General features: G+C 48.3%; 8 protein-coding genes and 1 pseudogene. 3 read left to right on the top strand and 6 right to left on the bottom strand.

The annotated features are described in order from the left end of the window. The first annotated feature begins 191 nt into the window (after positions 1-191). Positions 192-812 carry an outer membrane beta-barrel protein gene (locus tag D1627_RS15235; protein WP_119433138.1) on the top strand — a complete coding sequence of 207 codons (621 nt, stop codon included), beginning with the start codon at positions 192-194 and terminating at the stop codon, positions 810-812. A gap of 458 nt (positions 813-1,270) precedes the next feature. Here D1627_RS15235 and D1627_RS15225 read toward each other — a convergent pair whose 3' ends face one another. Both D1627_RS15225 and D1627_RS15220 read right to left on the bottom strand, forming a co-directional pair. Then, on the bottom strand, positions 1,271-1,678 hold the full coding sequence (locus D1627_RS15225; protein WP_119433136.1) for a spore germination protein GerW family protein: 408 nt from the start codon (positions 1,676-1,678) through the stop codon (positions 1,271-1,273). Positions 1,679-1,832: 154 nt separating this feature from the next. Beyond that, positions 1,833-2,735, bottom strand: coding sequence for a mechanosensitive ion channel family protein (locus tag D1627_RS15220; RefSeq protein WP_119433135.1), 903 nt, complete (start codon positions 2,733-2,735; stop codon positions 1,833-1,835). Between the two features lie 668 nt (positions 2,736-3,403). Between D1627_RS15220 and D1627_RS15215 the strand changes: the two genes are divergently transcribed. Both D1627_RS15215 and hrpB (D1627_RS15210) read left to right on the top strand, forming a co-directional pair. Further along, a complete protein-coding gene (locus D1627_RS15215; RefSeq protein WP_119433134.1) occupies positions 3,404-6,016 on the top strand; it encodes a DEAD/DEAH box helicase in 2,613 nt (870 codons plus the stop codon). Positions 6,017-6,052: 36 nt separating this feature from the next. Continuing rightward, positions 6,053-8,506 carry an ATP-dependent helicase HrpB gene (gene hrpB / locus D1627_RS15210; protein WP_119433133.1) on the top strand — a complete coding sequence of 818 codons (2,454 nt, stop codon included), beginning with the start codon at positions 6,053-6,055 and terminating at the stop codon, positions 8,504-8,506. 146 nt (positions 8,507-8,652) lie between these two features. Here the strand turns inward: hrpB (D1627_RS15210) and D1627_RS15205 are convergent. The 4 genes and pseudogenes from D1627_RS15205 to hrpB (D1627_RS15190) all read right to left on the bottom strand — a co-directional run bounded on the left by D1627_RS15205 (position 8,653) and on the right by hrpB (D1627_RS15190) (position 14,884). Continuing rightward, a pseudogene (locus D1627_RS15205) lies at positions 8,653-9,008 on the bottom strand (endonuclease domain-containing protein). Positions 9,009-9,193: 185 nt separating this feature from the next. After that, positions 9,194-10,318: an MFS transporter gene (locus D1627_RS15200; RefSeq protein ID WP_119433132.1), complete on the bottom strand. Its 1,125-nt coding sequence runs from the start codon at positions 10,316-10,318 to the stop codon at positions 9,194-9,196. 206 nt (positions 10,319-10,524) lie between these two features. After that, positions 10,525-11,967: an alanine/glycine:cation symporter family protein gene (locus D1627_RS15195; RefSeq protein WP_119433131.1), complete on the bottom strand. Its 1,443-nt coding sequence runs from the start codon at positions 11,965-11,967 to the stop codon at positions 10,525-10,527. A gap of 379 nt (positions 11,968-12,346) precedes the next feature. Then, positions 12,347-14,884 carry an ATP-dependent helicase HrpB gene (hrpB, locus tag D1627_RS15190; protein ID WP_119433130.1) on the bottom strand — a complete coding sequence of 846 codons (2,538 nt, stop codon included), beginning with the start codon at positions 14,882-14,884 and terminating at the stop codon, positions 12,347-12,349. Positions 14,885-15,203: the final 319 nt, after the last annotated feature.

The following is a 15,203-nucleotide window of genomic DNA, read 5'->3' as shown; positions in this document are numbered from 1 at the left end:
CTGAAAACTAATCTAAAATAAATTGAATGTTAACCTCATTATAGAAAGGTTTTGCAAAGGGGTTAGTTAAGGTTTGCTACCATTACCAGCCACAGACAGCTTGCTGCCCAAATTCACAAGAAAAATATAGTTAAAGTATATCTTAGAATAATTTAATTAGTTATACTTGTGCCCTAAAACTATATGGTGAAATGATGCAAAAGGCTTGTAGCGCTGTCTGGCTTATACTGCTAGTATTAGTAGCTTATACTATTCCTGCAAAAGCGCAGGAGCAACGAAATAAAGGGTATATAGGGCTAGGGTTGGGGCCAAGCTTTTTACCCGGGAACAAGGATGTGAAAACCGGCGCAGGGTTGCACCTCAATCTGCTGAACGTTGGCTACAGTTTTGGCAAGGGCTTCGGAGTAACCGGAACATGGGTAGGGGGTGCACATGCTTTCGATTCGGAAGCTATGGTTTACAACCAGGGGCACACCTACGCCTTACCAACTCGGGTTGAAGTGAGCTATGGCGTGCTGATGGTTGGCCCGATGTACACTTCAAATGTTTCAGATGACTCCTCTATAGATGTCAAATTTCGGTTGGGCTCTTTGTATACCAGTGAAAAATCAACTTCGGAAGTTTCTGAGTACGTATCTGAGAACAGGACGCTTGGCATATCATTGGGTGTAGGCTACCGCAGAAAAATAGCCAACCGCTGGTGTGTGATGCTCTCCTCTGATTATTACACAGGCAACCAGCAATTCAGCTTTGCTACGAGCCTAAACACTCATATTCTCAGCTTTACAACCGGAATAGGTTTTGTGTTATAATCGGGACAATGAAATGAAAGTGCTGGCCTGCGTAAAAAGCTAAGCCAGAAAGAGTAGATTTAGATTGGAGGCGGCTTTCTTCTGCTAGTGGGCGCTAGCACCCGGTACTGTTACGTTTGCTGAAAGTATAGCGGTAAGGGAATTAAAGGCACGAGTTGCAAGCTCGCGCCAGCGGGACGGCTAGCGGGGCAATGTAGTTTATATTTAGGTTGTTGGTGTGAGCTTGCAGCTCGTACCTCTATCATTCATTCGAGCAGTACCAATCGTTTGCTGGTGCGAGCTTGTAGCTCCATCATTCGAGCAATATCGATCTCCAGTAAAGCCCTGGCTAGTATGAACTTGTTGTTCGTACTGTTACTCACTCGAAAATAAAGTTGCTTGGAAAAGAAAATGGCACGGCTAAAAGCTCGCGCCAGTAGAAGGCATGAATACATCTATCCAGTACACCACCGCAAAACTCACTTTTTCAAGAGCTTTGCAATTTTCTTGCTTTTAAATATGCTTGCAATGCTTTTAGTGGTCAGGAATAAAGCCAGACTGCCGATGGCTACAATTTTTACCACCGTTTGCGGATCGCGAATGGTGCGGAACCGGGTAGCCCCTTGTTTTATTTCTATATAGCCAACAGGCGTGAGTGCCATGCCTCCACCACCGCCAGAACCTTCTCCCTTGCCTTCTGCTGTGCCGGTACCCTCACCGCCACCAAAACCATAAGCAGCTTTTGAAACAGGAATGACCGTAATACCCTCCCGTTCAACTGGCTCCCCATATATCGTAGCGCTATTCGCTGCGATGCCAAATTTTTCTGCTAGTCGTTCGACAAAGCTGCCTCGAGCAGCGCCAACCGAACCGTTATTTTCTTCCATATGCAGTGTCTGAATTAAGTTATAGATGAATTATATAGGTACGGTTGTACCTAACTGATGTTCAGGTGCAGAGGACTTGGTATGCTATGGTCTGTGATAGCTGCGTGGCAAAATAAAGGCACGAGCTACAAGCTCACGCCAACAGGAAGCTGATTTACTCCTGCGCCGACTTCTCTACCATCCGGATGGGGAGGTCTTTCTGGTAATCGTACAGCTTGAGTTCCTGAATGTTGGCCGGGAGCCCGAAGCCATTCTCCAGCAGGGCTTTTGAAACGGCCTGCATGATTCGGCCTTTCAGAAGCACGACATTTTTCTTATAATCCTTGGTTTCGGCCCAGAAAAACACCTTGATGTTTAAAGTGCTCACATCAAGCAAATCTACTGCGGCATAGGGTGGGTCCTCCTGCAAAACGCCAGGAATGCCCAAGGCTGTTCTCTCGATCAGGTCAATGGCGGCCTGTGCATCATCATTGTAATCAATACCCACCACAAAGTCCATCCGGATACGGCCGTTCTGGGTCAGGTTGGTTACTTTGGAGCTCAGTATTTTGGCATTCGGGATATACACATCACGGCTATCGAAGGTGAGAAGGTGGGTGGAGCGCAGGTGCAGGTTCTGTACTTTCCCGATAGTGTCTTCTACCTCAATGGTGTCGGTTATCTCGAAAGGGCGGTCGAAGGCAAGTATCAGGCCGGCCAGGAAGTTCTCGGCAATATCCTTGAAGGCAAAGCCTATCACAAACGCAGATAGGCCTGCGCTCGCCAGCAAGCCACCCGCCACGCCGCTCAGGCCAAGCGACTGCAAGCCCAGTAGCAGACCGATGAATATGACTACCCACCGGGTGACCATCGCGATGTACCTGCCCGTGATCTTGTCATGCGATTTGGTGGTGAGCTGGCCTTCCAGCCAATTTTTGATCTTACCCGCCAGCCACACCGCCACCACAAAGATGAGGATGGTGAGCAGAATGTTGGGGAGCAGAAACAGAAACTTTTCCCAGTAGTAGTTGATCACCGAGATCAGATCAGTTGATGAATTGCGGTAGGCGTCTTGCATATACAGGGCATTTGGTTTGAGACAGCAGCTACGACCAACCAGCGCGGCTTTTGTTTCACGCGCTTAAATTAGTGTACCTGCTCTATCTAAACGGCAGGCCAAGGTTACAGTTGCAGTAAGCATATGGCATAAAGCTTCAGCAGGGCCTGATAATGTACCTCTGGCCTATGTATATACTAAGCCGTGCATTCGCATGTGCGAACTTGTAGTATGTACTGTTACTTGTGCTGTGTAGCAAAGAAAAGGCACGAGCTGCAAGCTCGCGCCAGCAGGGAAAATATACAAGTTTGTACTTAGACTAACTTGTTTTTAATTTAATCAGAAAAAATATATATTTGTTTTACTTAAAGTGACTCAATTAGAGTCAGCTCCTTTAAGTGACGGAAATGTGCCGATTGTCTGTTTATATTTTCTCATAATGTTCTTATGGGGAATCCTGAAGTATTATTTTAACAATCAAAAGAAAGGAGAAACAACAATGGAGACACATTCAAACGATGCTAAACTAAATTCCAATAGTAACAATTTTTTACAATCTATATTTGATACAGTTTGGACAGTTGGCACATCCGTCACGGCGGGATGTCTGCTTTAAAAAATATAAGAAGTGAGCTGCAAAGCTCACTTTTTTCTTTTAATAATTTATTCATACAAGCTTAATAAATCTCATGCCATTTAAACCACCTCAATCATCAGCACCACAGGTAGAAAAACCTCAGGAATTATTAATAAATCCTAAAGGAGAGATAAAAGGTGTTCTAGATTATCAGTCTGAGATTCTAGATTTTTATTTAGCCAATATAAAAGAGACAGACATTGCTTTCGAGCTTCCAACAGGTAGTGGTAAAACCCTGATAGGAATCTTACTTGCAGAATTCAGAAGAGTAAAATTTAACGAACAGGTTTTATACTTGTGCCCAACAAGGCAGCTTGTAAATCAAGTAGTAGAAGAAGCTGAAAGTAAATATGGAATAAAGGCTGTCTCCTTTACAGGAAAAAAAAGTGATTATGACAAAGGAAGTCTTAGGGATTATAAAGCTGGAAGAGTAATAGGTGTAACTACCTACTCAGCTTTATTCAATACAAATCCAGAATTTAATGAAGCTGATTTCCTAATATTTGATGATGCTCATACAGCGGATAATTACTTTTCTAATTATTTCTCTCTTACAATTGATAGGGAAAAAAATGAAAGTATCTATAGAGCTTTAGTAGAAATTATTAAACCACTTATTGATGGAACATTTTACGAGCGGATGCTTAAAAGTAAAGGTGAAGTTGATAGGTATGATATAGATTGGATTGACATGTTGCCGGCTCCCAAGGTAGCAGATCAACTGGATAAGATTTTTCAAATACTAGACTTTCATCTTACTCAAGCTAAAGGTGATGTAAAGTTTGGTTGGCAAGTAATAAAAGATAAGCTACATGCATGTAACTTCTTTTTGAGTTATGATGAAATACAGATTAGGCCATATATTCCTCCAACACTATCTCATAAGCCATTCTCTCTAGCTAAGCAAAGGGTTTATATGTCTGCTACGCTTGGTTTAAGTGGAGAACTGGAAAGAGTTACGGGAGTACAGAAAATTTTTAGGATACCTATTCCATCTCAATGGAAGAAAAAAGTCATAGGTAGAAGGTTCTTTGTTTTTCCAGAGCTAATAATGGAGAAGGAGGAGTTGTGGAATCATATACCAAACCTTTTGCAACATACTCCTAGAGCATTATTTATTACAAAAAATCACTTCGAGAGCCAAGGCATCAAAAATGAACTCACCCCAAAGTTACCTGGTGCTCGTTTCTTTGATGGTAAGGGGCTTGAAGAAAATCAGGTAGAATTTGTAAATAGTAATCCTGGGTTTGCTATAATATCAAACCGTTTCGAAGGTATAAACTTTCCAGGGGATGAATGCAGGCTTCTAGTGCTGCATAACTTGTCAAAGACTACTAACTTACAAGAACGGTTTATGCTAACAAGGATGGCCGTATCTGTTATTTATCAAGAGAGAATTAGAACAAGAATCGCTCAAGCTGCTGGTAGGTGTACGCGAGGTGTTAATGACTTTGCTGTTGTTTATATTATAGGTTCTGACTTTACAGATGAGTTACTAAACTCAAAAAAAATTCTTGGTTTACATCCAGAATTGCAAGCTGAAATACTTTTTGGCTATGAACAGTCATCAAAAAATGTGACTGATGCAACTGATCTATTAGAAATGATTGACGTGTTCTTAGAGCACAAGTCTGCATGGGAACAAATTGATGCATACATTAGGCAAATTAGGGATGATAAAATTAAGAATCCCATTGAAGATCCTAACTCTACTGCCCTGAAAAAAGTAGGTTCAGCTGCACCTTACGAGGTTAAGTTTATGTATAGCCTTTGGGATGAAGATTATGAGGAAGCGTTAAAATACGCGAATCAAGTACTGAGTAATCTTGATGGAGACGATGTAAAAGGCTACAGAGCTTATTGGTACTATCAAGCTGGTACAGTTTGCTATTATTTAGCAAAACAAGGAAAAGAAGTTTATGCACCTAAATTTCGAGACTATTTCTTTAGAGCTGGAGCATCAAGTACAGGTGTAGCATGGCTAAAATCATTGAAAGATTATTCTTCAGATTCTAATTCCGATGAATTACCTTTTAATGTTGTTAGTTTAGTCGAAGGAATTGAAAAGGTCCTTCTAAGTTTAGCTGCAGGAAATTTAAAAAAGCTAGAAGCCTACATCACCAACATGGAAAGAGGTTTGGCTGAGACAGATGGTAAGAAGTTTGAGCAGGGGCACAAATTGTTAGGGAAGTTAGCTGGGTTCATATGTGATAACCCTAGCGATGACGCTGCACCTGATCCATATTTTATTGTTTCAAATTTATGCTTCGTTTTTGAAGATAAAATATTTACTGCTAATAATCCTACATTATCTGTTACACAAATCAAACAAGCTGGAGGTCATGCTACATGGATGAAAGAACATGTTCCTGCTTTACCGCAAGACGCTGAAATAATCACATGCATTATAACTAACGCAGTTGGTTTGGATGAAGCAGCTCGTACTTTCTCCAAGGATTTATATTTATGGCCTTTAGATGATTTTAGAGCTTGGAGTAAACAAGCGTCTTCAGTCATACGTCAGCTAGCTCAATCATTTACAGGGCAAGGTGATGCAAATTGGAGAGAGCAAGCCGCTAGGCTAGTCTATAATTCAGCACTTGATCCTGAGAAAATAAAGCAAAGAATCACACAGAATACCGTTAGCTCATTCTATTATAGCTAAAGTAAATATTTAAATTATAGTTAAAGTAAGAGACGCTTGCCCTTCAACCCATTTACCATAGACTTGCCCGTTGGGGAAATTATACCTGCTGTTAGGGAGCACCTGGCGGCGCAGAACACGCTGATCGTAAACGCCCCTCCCGGAGCCGGTAAAAGCACTTTGCTGCCGTTAGCTATCGTGGACGAGGCCTGGCTTTCGGGCCAGAAGATCATCATGCTGGAGCCACGGCGCTTGGCAGCCAAAACCATTGCCGAGCGCCTGGCGCAACTGCTGGGCGAGGAGGTAGGCCAGACTGTCGGGTACCGCATCCGTTTCGAGACGCGCATTTCGGAGCAAACCCGCATCGAGGTCGTAACCGAAGGCATCCTTACCCGCATGATCCACAGCGACAGGGCGCTTTCGGGTGTGGGCATCGTGATATTTGATGAGTTTCATGAGCGCAGCATCCATGCCGATGTAGCCATGGCCCTGAGCCGGGAGGCGCAGCACACGCTTCGCCCGGACCTGCGCATTATGGTGATGTCGGCCACCTTGGATATGCCTCAGCTTACCAAACTGCTGCAGGCACCGGTGGCGCAAAGTATGGGCAGGCAATACCCCGTCGAGACCATTTACACCGGCGATGCCGACGATAGAATGCTACCCGAAATGACGGCCCGCATTGTGCAACAGGCAGCAAAGGAGCAGGAAGGGGATATCCTGGTGTTCCTGCCCGGCGAAAACGATATCCGGAAGGTAGAAGAACTGCTCCGCAGGCAACTGCGCGATTTTAAGATTCACCCGCTGTTTGGTATGCTGCCCTTTAATAAGCAGTACGCAGCCATTATGCCTAACCGCGAAGGCAAACGCAAAGTGGTGCTGGCCACCAGCATTGCCGAGACCAGCTTAACCATTGAAGGCATTTCAGTGGTAGTGGATACGGGCTTCGGCAAAACCTCCCGCTTCGATCCGAAGTCCGGTTTGTCGCGGCTCGAAACGGTGCGTATCTCCAAAGACGCAGCCGACCAGCGTGCAGGTCGTGCAGGTCGTTTAGGCCCCGGTACGGCTTACCGCATGTGGAGCAAAACCACGCACGAGCGCATGGCCCCGCACCGCACCCCCGAAATTCTGGAAGCAGACCTGTCGTCGTTGGTGCTGGATATGGCGCAATGGGGAATCATGGATATCCGTGGCCTAACCTGGCTAAACCCTCCTCCGAGAGCGGCGCTACAGTCTGCCACCGAAATGCTGCACCAACTGCAGGCCCTGGAGCATGGCCGTATTACCGAGCACGGCAAAAAAATGCATGCCCTGCCATGCCATCCGCGTATTGCCCACATGTTGCTCAAAGCTGAGGAAACCGACCAGGTGGCCCTGGCTTCCGATATTGCCGCTATCCTAGAAGAGCGCGACCCACTGGACCGCAACGCCGGCATCGATATAAATCTAAGAATTGAAGCCCTGCGCAGGTACCGCAGAGAGCAGGGGCAGGGCAAGCGATTCGGGAAAATAGAGAAGGTAGCCCGTTCGTACCGCAGCATGTTTAACATAGAGGCCGATAACAGTACTTTTGATGAGTATGAAACCGGTGTGCTGCTAACGCATTGCTACCCTGAGCGCATAGCCTATGCACGCCCCGGCAACAACGCGCAGTTCCAGTTGGCAAACGGCAAGTATGCCTCGGCAGGCCACCGCGACGATCTGGCTTACGAGCCCTGGCTGGCCATCGCGCACCTGCATGCCGGAGGAGAGGATAACCCGGGCCGTATTTTCATGGCATCCCCGCTAAACCCCAAAGACCTGGCCCCGCTCGTAAAACAGCAGGTAAGCTACCATTGGGATGTGAACGACGGAGAGCTAACCGCCTCTATGGACACCCGCATTGGCAGCATTGTGTTGCAAAGCAAGCCCCTGCCAGCCCCCGACGAGAAGCATCGCATACCAGCCATGATCGAGGCCATCAAGCACGAAGGCGAGCACCTCCTGGACTTTAACCACGACCTAACCCAATGGCAAAACCGTGTGCTGAGTCTGCGTAAGTGGCGCCCTTCTGAGTTCTGGCCCGATGTAAGCACCTCCACGCTGCTCATGACCAATGCCGATTGGCTAACCCCACACCTCTACGACATAGAGCACCCCGACGACCTGATGAAGCTGGACCTCCAACCGATTCTGGAAGCCAAATACCTGAACGAAGAGCAACGCACCAGGCTGGATATACTAGCTCCGGCTTATATCATTCTGCCCGATGGCTCAAGTATAGAACTAGACTATAAGCCCGATGGCGCACAACCAAAGCTGGAAATTCGCCTGCAAGACGTGCTAAGCTGGGAGCAAAGCCCTACCGTAGACGAAGGTGAGATGACTGTAGAACTGGCTTTATTAACCCCAGAGCTAAAGCCGATCACAACTGTATCAGATCTGGCTAGCTTCTGGAAAGGGAACTATAGGGTTATCAAAAGGCAGCTGGAAGTGGTGTTTCCGGAAGTGGAGTGGGAGAGGGGTAATTAAGTTAGAAAGTTAGAAAGTTTAGAAGTTAGAAAGTCAGACCTCACAGCGTCTTTTATGCTTGTGAGTGTCTGGCTTTTGGTGTTTAGTTAGGCAGTGCCAGGTCCAACCACCCCTAACCCCTCCTTGGCTAAGGAGGGGAATTTTTCTTACTTACTAAAGTTATCGCTGATCTCATGCAAAACGGCTTCTAATTGTTGGAATATCTCTTTGTTCTCGAAACGAATGACTTTAATGCCTAGGCTATTTAGCGCTTGATCGCGTTCCTGGTCTGCTAATTCTGCCGCTGCATGGTTATGAACTTGTCCGTCTAATTCTACAGCTAACCTTTCAGAAGGGCAGAAAAATCAAGGATAAAGTTTCCGATACTGTGCTGCCGTCTGAACTTACGACCCATAAGTTGAGCACCTTTCAAATATTTCCAAAGTTCGCATTCAGCACTAGTAGAATTGTTGCGTAACCCCCTTCTAAAATCCTTTAGGTATTGCCTGTTGTGCAGCTTCATTGTTCAATAGATTTTGCTATTTACAGACAACGGCTCCGAAACAAAAATTCCCCTCCTTAAACAAGGAGGGGTTAGGGGTGGTTGGGCCCGGCAACTGCAAAAATCGGAAACCCAAGGCGCTTACACGAGTTACATACGCTGCGAGGTCTAATAGTAACTTTATAACCTCCCAACCTCATAACTTTCTAACTTTCCAACTTAAAAAACCTTTGCGAGATGGGGATTAGCATCATTCCGGCGAAAGCGAAAAGTATGAAGGCGATCTTTAGGTTGAACGCGTGTGCCAAGTAGCCGATCAGGGGCGGACCGATGAGCATGCCGATAACGCCGTAGGTGACGATAATGGAGAGGGCCACGCCAGGAGAGTATTTTTGGGACGAACCGGCCAACGTATAAGTCATCGGGATAACGGCTGCCGTACCGAAGCCTACAAAGGAGAAGCCAACCATAGCCGGCCAGAAACTCGGGAAAAGTATAGCCAGCAGAATGCCACAAAAGATCAGGATGGCACTGAATATATAGGTATTTGCCATCCCGAAGCGCTCAATAATACGGTCTGATATAAACCGCGAAAGCGCCATAAACGACATAAAAATCAGGTAGCCCGAGGTGAAAACATCCTCTTTTATGACCTGCTGGAAATAGATGCCGCTCCAGTCGAACATGCCGCCCTCGCAAACCACCGCAAAGAATACCAGCAGCCCCAGCAGCACAATAGCCGGATCGGGTTTGCCCAGCGAGAATTTGTTGCCGGAGGTAGAGCGGTCGTTGCGCAGCAGGTGCCGGGAGGTGGCCAGTGTCGTCAGCACAGAGAAAATTGCAACACTGAGCAAATGCGGCACTATAGAGATATCCAGGGATACAAGCAAGGTGGTAAAACCTACACCTACAATACCGCCCAGGCTCCACAACCCATGAAACGAGCCGTTTATTTTGCGCGCGAATTGCTTTTGCAGCGTAATAGCCTGCGTATTTACGGCAATATTAAAAATGCGCATACTCAGCGAGAATAGGAACAGCGCCATAATCAATAGCAGCGAGGTATCGGCTAACCCGATGAGCGAGAGCGCCACGGCATTGAGCAGAAAAGCTGCGGTTAGTGGGGATCTGCTATCGAAGCGGGTTACCAGCCAACCAGATAGCGGTAAGCCGATCAGCGAGCTGACGGGCATGGTTAAAAGTATGGAGCCAAGCTCGGCCTCGTTCAGTTTTAAGGCTCCGGCAATAGTTGGGATGCGCGATGCCCAGCTGGCAAAGTTTACGCCGGCCAGGAAAAAGAAGATACTCAGCGAAGCCCGTTGCTTGTTCATTTCTCGTTGTGCTGTTTTCGGCTGCAAAGATGGCGCATGATCCGTGAAATGCCTACTTTTCTGTGACTGCCTTACAGCGATACCTATGATTCTATACCTTGGGTACTTCCACTAAAAGAGAAGTGCCAGGCAAAGCAGTTATACTTTGCCTGGCACTGTACTTAACTGAGCGTGCTTAGGATTTTGAATTCTAATGCAAGAAAGGCTTACACTGTTTGAAGCTCCTTTTCTTTTTCCCATTCTTCTGCATTGATAATACCTAACTTTGAGGGCTCGAACACAGGGTCCAGTCCGGCTTTGCGCTGCGCCTGGTAATCTTTCAGGGCACGCATGGCTGGCTTACGGAGCAGGATAATGGCAACAATGTTTAGCCAGGCCATCACGCCCACGCCAATGTCGCCCAGCATCCAGGCCGATTCGGCTGTTTTTACCGAACCATAAAAAGTAGCGGCAAGTATAAGTGCCCGAAGCGCCCACAGCATCCACTTGTTGCCTTTGGCATTCAGGTAGCTCAGGTTGGTTTCGGCAATGTAGTAATAGGCCATAATGGTGGTAAAGGCAAAAAGCAGCAACGAGATCGCCACAAAACCACTGCCCAGCGACGGGAAATAGGTGTTAACGGCCTGCTGCGTATATTCCGGCCCGAAAGCCACACCTGGCAGGTTCTCAACAATAAATCCACCTTCCGGATTCACCACATTGTACTGCCCTGTAAACAAGATCATGAAAGCCGTAGCGGTACAAACGAAAAGCGTATCCACGTACACCGAGAATGCCTGCACCAAACCCTGCTTGGCTGGGTGGCTAACTTCTGCGGCGGCGGCGGCGTGGGGCGCAGTACCCTGCCCGGCCTCGTTAGAGTAAATGCCACGCTTCACACCCCAGGATATCGCCATACCAAACACGCCGGCAAAGGCTGGCTCAATGTCAAAGGCAGAGCGGAAGATCAGGCTTAGCACGGCAGGCACTTCGGTAATATTCATCGCAATGATGATCACGGTCATCAGGATATATGCACCGGCCATAAACGGCACGGCAACCTCGGCCACTTTGCTGATGCGCTTTACGCCCCCAAAAATAATGAGGGCTAGCAATACGGTAATGCCGCCGCCAGTTACCGCCATCGGAACCCCGAAAGCAGTGTTTATGCCTGAGGCAATGCTATTGCTTTGCACGCCCGGCAGGAACAGGGCCATACTGATGATGGTGGCAATGGCAAAAACCACCGCATACCATTTTATACCGAGTCCTTTTTCGATGTAATAGGCTGGGCCGCCTCGGTATTCACCATCCTTTACTTGCTTGTAAATTTGCCCAAGTGTGGCTTCCACAAAGGCGGAGGCACTGCCCAGAAAAGCAATTACCCACATCCAGAACACGGCGCCGGGGCCGCCCATGGCAATGGCCGTAGCCACACCGGCAATGTTGCCAGTGCCTACGCGGCCTGCTATGGCTACCGAAAATGCCTGAAACGAACTGATGCCTTTTTGTGATGACTCGCCTTTAAAAAGCAAGCGCAGCATTTCGCGGATATAGCGAACCTGCAAAAAGCGGGTAACAACCGAGAAGTATATACCTGCCCCAAGGCAAAGTATAATGAGCGCATTGCTCCAGACAATATCGTTTACAGCAGCGATTAGGTTTTCCATGGTGATGTTGGCAGGTGTAGAAACAAGTAAACACAAAGAATCTAAGTACCGCTTGGCTGGCAACCGGACTGATCCGTCCGTTAAATTAAGTTAATTTTTCCAGAAGTACAGGAATTATTCCCAGCGCAGATTAAACTAGTTGTGGTAACTTCGACTTGATTCAAATGACTTACAGGGGGCATTGCTAATTTTGATTGCTCGTTGCGCGAATTTGAAAAAAGCTATCCTCTAGCTTCCAGCTTGCAAAAGTGCCGGCACAAAAAATAGTTAGGTGCGGCTCCATCTGCCGCCACCTTAACTGCCTCCCTCAAGCTGATAGGATTAAACAAGTATGCCTGCACCATAGCTGCATATAAGTATAAATATAGTCTCGTTCCTGCTACAGCGGTCTTTTTTTAGTGCCACGGGTTGGAGGCGCCGTAAGTGGGTCCTCGGGCCAGTGGTGCTTGGGGTACCGGCCACGGAGGTCTTTGCGAACCTCAAAATAGCCGCTGCTCCAAAAGCTGCGCAGATCTCGGGTTACTTGCACAGGCCGCCTGGCCGGGGAAAGCAGGTGCAATAGTAAGGGTACGTTACCACCACCCACCTTAGGCGTATCCATCAACCCGAAAACCTCTTGCAGCCTTACGGCAAGTATGGGTGTTGTAGGATCAGAATAGTCTATGGCAATGCGGGAGCCGCTGGGTACTAACAAGTGCGTAGGCGCCAGCCGGTCCATTTCCTGTCGCTGCTCCCAGCTTAGGTCTGCAAGTATGATTTCCTTGAAATCCAGGCGGTTAACTTGCTCCAGCGTGCGTAGGCCATACAAGTGAGGGGCGAGCCATACGTCCATACTTTGCTCCAGCGCCTCATCCGACACATCGGGCCAGTTTTCGGGGGCAAGGGTGTATAAAAAAGCCATTCGCTGCCGCACGCTTTGCGCCTCCTCAGAAAAGGGAAGCCGCCGAACACCTTTCTCGATCAACGCTTGTAAAAGGGCCTCACTTACCAAGTCCGGGTTAGGATTGGCAACGGTTTTCTCATCCAGTGTTAAGGCGCCGAGGCGGGTTATACTTTTAGCCGATACCTGCGCTGTGTTTGCATCCCATTTTACTTCCTCGGCTGTTTCAATCTGATCGGAAAAGGCACGGAGCAGCTCGGCTTTTTCCAGGGGGGCCGCCAAAAGTATGCGTGGCTGCTTGCCCAGGTCCAGGTGAGCGATGCTGTAAAAGTCGGCTTCGGAGAATAGCTCGGTGGCCAGCCGTGCACGCTGCCCGCTTATGAGGCGCACACGCCCGGAGGTTTCGCGCTGGGCAATACGGTCGAGGTAGGCCAAGGCGGTGAGCAAACCGGCTGCCTCCGGGTTTATACTTGCGGAAGCGAGGCGCATGCGCTGTTTCAGGTTTTGGGCCTGCTCTTTTACACGGCGCAAGGCATTTTCGTCCAGCACAAAGCCTGGTGTGGGCGGGTGCTGCCCAGCCAGGATTTCGAGCCGTAACCGCATATCGGGTAGCCCATCACCCCAGGATAATTGCATAGGCTTTAGGATATCGCGTTCAGATAGCAGCGCTGCCAGGGCGCAGGCGGTAATGGCATGGCCCAGTTCCTGCCCGCGCATGACAAGATGCCCCAAGCGCGGATGAATGCCGAGCGCTGCCAATGCTTTGCCATGTGCCGTTGGCAGCCCAGCAGGAGTTATGGCCTGCAGGCGAAGCAGTAAGTCTTTTGCCAAGGCTAGTGCTGCGGTAGGCGGTGTGTCGAGCCATTGCAGCGTGGTGGCATCCTTGGCACCCCAAATAGCGGTTTCCAGTACCAGGCTAGTTAAGTCTGCCTCAAATATTTCAGGGTTTTGGCGCGGAGGTAATTGCAGTTGGTCGGCGGCGGACCACAGCCGGTAGCATACACCCGGGCCAAGCCTGCCGGCACGCCCGCGCCGCTGGTCGGCACCTGCCTGCGATACAGCTACCGTATCAAGTGTGGTCAGGCCGGTACGGGGCACAAATTTAGGCACACGGGCAAAGCCCCCATCAATCACAATACTCACTCCTTCGATGGTTAAACTGGTCTCGGCAATGCTGGTGGCCAGTACCACTTTGCGTTTTTTATGGGGCGATGGCTGGATGGCGGCTACTTGCTTGGGCAGCGGTAAATCGCCGTGTAACAGGTGCAGTTCCGTAGTAACAGGTAGCGCTTGCTCCAGCAGGCTGGCAACTTTACGTATCTCACCCATGCCCGGCAGAAAAACAAGAATATCGCCATCTGGTTGCTGCTGGAGCGCTTGCCGAATGGCTTTGGGTACGAGGTTGGCTAGCCGCTGCGCCGGGTAGTTGCCTGCGGTGGCTACATCGGCTGGTGCCAGGTAATGTGTTTGCACGGGATACATGCGGCCTTCGCTACGCACCACCGGGGCCTGCAGCCACTGTCCGATAGCGCTGGCATCAAGGGTAGCGCTCATCAGCAGAATACGCAGGTCAGGGCGCAGCACGGCCTGGGCATCCAGGGCAAGCGCAAGGCCAAGGTCGGCCTGCAGGTTGCGCTCATGAAACTCATCAAAAATGATGGCTGATACGCCTTCCAGTGCCGGGTCTTCCTGAATCATGCGGGTGAGGATACCTTCGGTAACGACCTCTACGCGGGTTCTGCCGGATACTTCGTGGTCCATGCGCACCCAATAACCAACGGTTTGGCCTACTTTCTCGCCGAGCAGCTGTGCCATTCGTTCGGCTGCGGCTCTAGTAGCTAATCTCCTAGGTTCTAGCACTACTATTTTGCCCTCTTCGCGCCAGGCGGCCTCTAATAGGGCAAGCGGCACAAGCGTTGTTTTGCCGGCACCCGGTGGAGCTTCCAGCACAGCTCGGTTACTGTTGGCCAGCACCTCCAATAGTTCCGGTAGGGCTTCCTTTACAGGTAAATCAGGTAGTGAATCAAGTATACGCATTGCCTAGCAAAGTTCGGGAAAGTATGGCATTGTTCAAATGTACAATTTATGAGAACGAGTGATTTATATAATTCTTATAATCGTTTGTATGGAATGTTAGAATGAAAATCCGCTAAAAATTAAAAATCAAGAAATATTAAAAGAAGTGATTGAGATGTGTTTTTTAAGATTGTAAGACACGGGCAAATATTTGTAAAGTGCTCTTGAGTGGTTCAGAGTGCATCTTGAAGCTAATGCGTTGAATAAAATACGGGCCCAACGCGCATATTCTGTTTACTTAGGAAACCAAGAAGGTAAGTATGGGTTTTCTGCAAAATAA

Origin of the sequence: Pontibacter oryzae, from assembly GCF_003576375.1 — a bacterium.
Classification (GTDB): domain Bacteria; phylum Bacteroidota; class Bacteroidia; order Cytophagales; family Hymenobacteraceae; genus Pontibacter; species Pontibacter oryzae.
Note: the sequence above shows the minus strand (reverse complement) of the source record. Positions and strands in the feature narration are given on the sequence as shown.

Bases quoted from the DNA above. Each gene is read 5' to 3' on its own strand.
- D1627_RS15195 (WP_119433131.1), bottom strand. From the start codon at position 11,967: ATGGAAAACCTAATCGCTGCTGTAAACGATATTGTCTGGAGCAATGCG.
- D1627_RS15235 (WP_119433138.1), top strand. From the start codon at position 192: ATGATGCAAAAGGCTTGTAGCGCTGTCTGGCTTATACTGCTAGTATTA.
- D1627_RS15225 (WP_119433136.1), bottom strand. From the start codon at position 1,678: ATGGAAGAAAATAACGGTTCGGTTGGCGCTGCTCGAGGCAGCTTTGTC.
- D1627_RS15200 (WP_119433132.1), bottom strand. From the start codon at position 10,318: ATGAACAAGCAACGGGCTTCGCTGAGTATCTTCTTTTTCCTGGCCGGC.
- D1627_RS15215 (WP_119433134.1), top strand. From the start codon at position 3,404: ATGCCATTTAAACCACCTCAATCATCAGCACCACAGGTAGAAAAACCT.
- D1627_RS15220 (WP_119433135.1), bottom strand. From the start codon at position 2,735: ATGCAAGACGCCTACCGCAATTCATCAACTGATCTGATCTCGGTGATC.
- hrpB (WP_119433130.1), bottom strand. From the start codon at position 14,884: ATGCGTATACTTGATTCACTACCTGATTTACCTGTAAAGGAAGCCCTA.